2 protein-coding genes are annotated in these 537 nt (G+C 60.7%); both read right to left on the bottom strand.

Translation table 11 applies throughout. From position 1 onward, the window contains the following. Positions 1–204 (bottom strand): ABC transporter permease (locus tag JNK74_30005; protein MBL7650404.1); only part of this gene is annotated, 204 nt, incomplete at its 3' end. Positions 205–359: 155 nt separating this feature from the next. Next, the coding region (locus tag JNK74_30010) for a D-xylose ABC transporter ATP-binding protein (protein ID MBL7650405.1) at positions 360–537 on the bottom strand (178 nt) is incomplete at its 5' end.

Here is a 537-nt window from a genome sequence, read left to right on the forward strand (position 1 = left end):
GACAAGGCCCACCACGGCGCCGATGGAGAGGTCGATGCCGCCGGTGATGATCACCAGCGCCGCGCCGACGCCGATCACGCCGTAGAGCCCCGTCCAGCGGAAGGTGTTCTGCATGTTGTAGGCCGAGAGAAAGTTGGGGCTGTTTATGGCGGTAAAGGCGCACACCACCACAAGCAGGCCGAATATACCCAATGTCTTCTTCATCCGTTCAGGGATTCTCCTGTTCCTAATGTAGGACAGCCGTCCCGGCTGTCTCAACATGCAGGATAGACGTCCCAGCTATCGGGACAGGCGGGACGCCTGCCTGAATGCAGGATAGCCGTCCCGGCTATCAGGACAGGCGGGACGCCTATCCTACATTACGCCGCCGTATTTCCCGTCGCCAGGTGCATGACCGCCTCCTCCGTCAGCATGTCGTGCTGCAACTCGCCGCTCAGCTTTCCTTCGTGCAGGATCAGCGCACGGTCCGGCAGGTGCAGCACCTCCTCCATTTCGCTCGAAACAAAAACAATCGCCACACCCGATTGGGCGAGCGCT

This window comes from Candidatus Hydrogenedentota bacterium (genome assembly GCA_016791475.1).
Taxonomy (GTDB): domain Bacteria; phylum Hydrogenedentota; class Hydrogenedentia; order Hydrogenedentales; family JAEUWI01; genus JAEUWI01.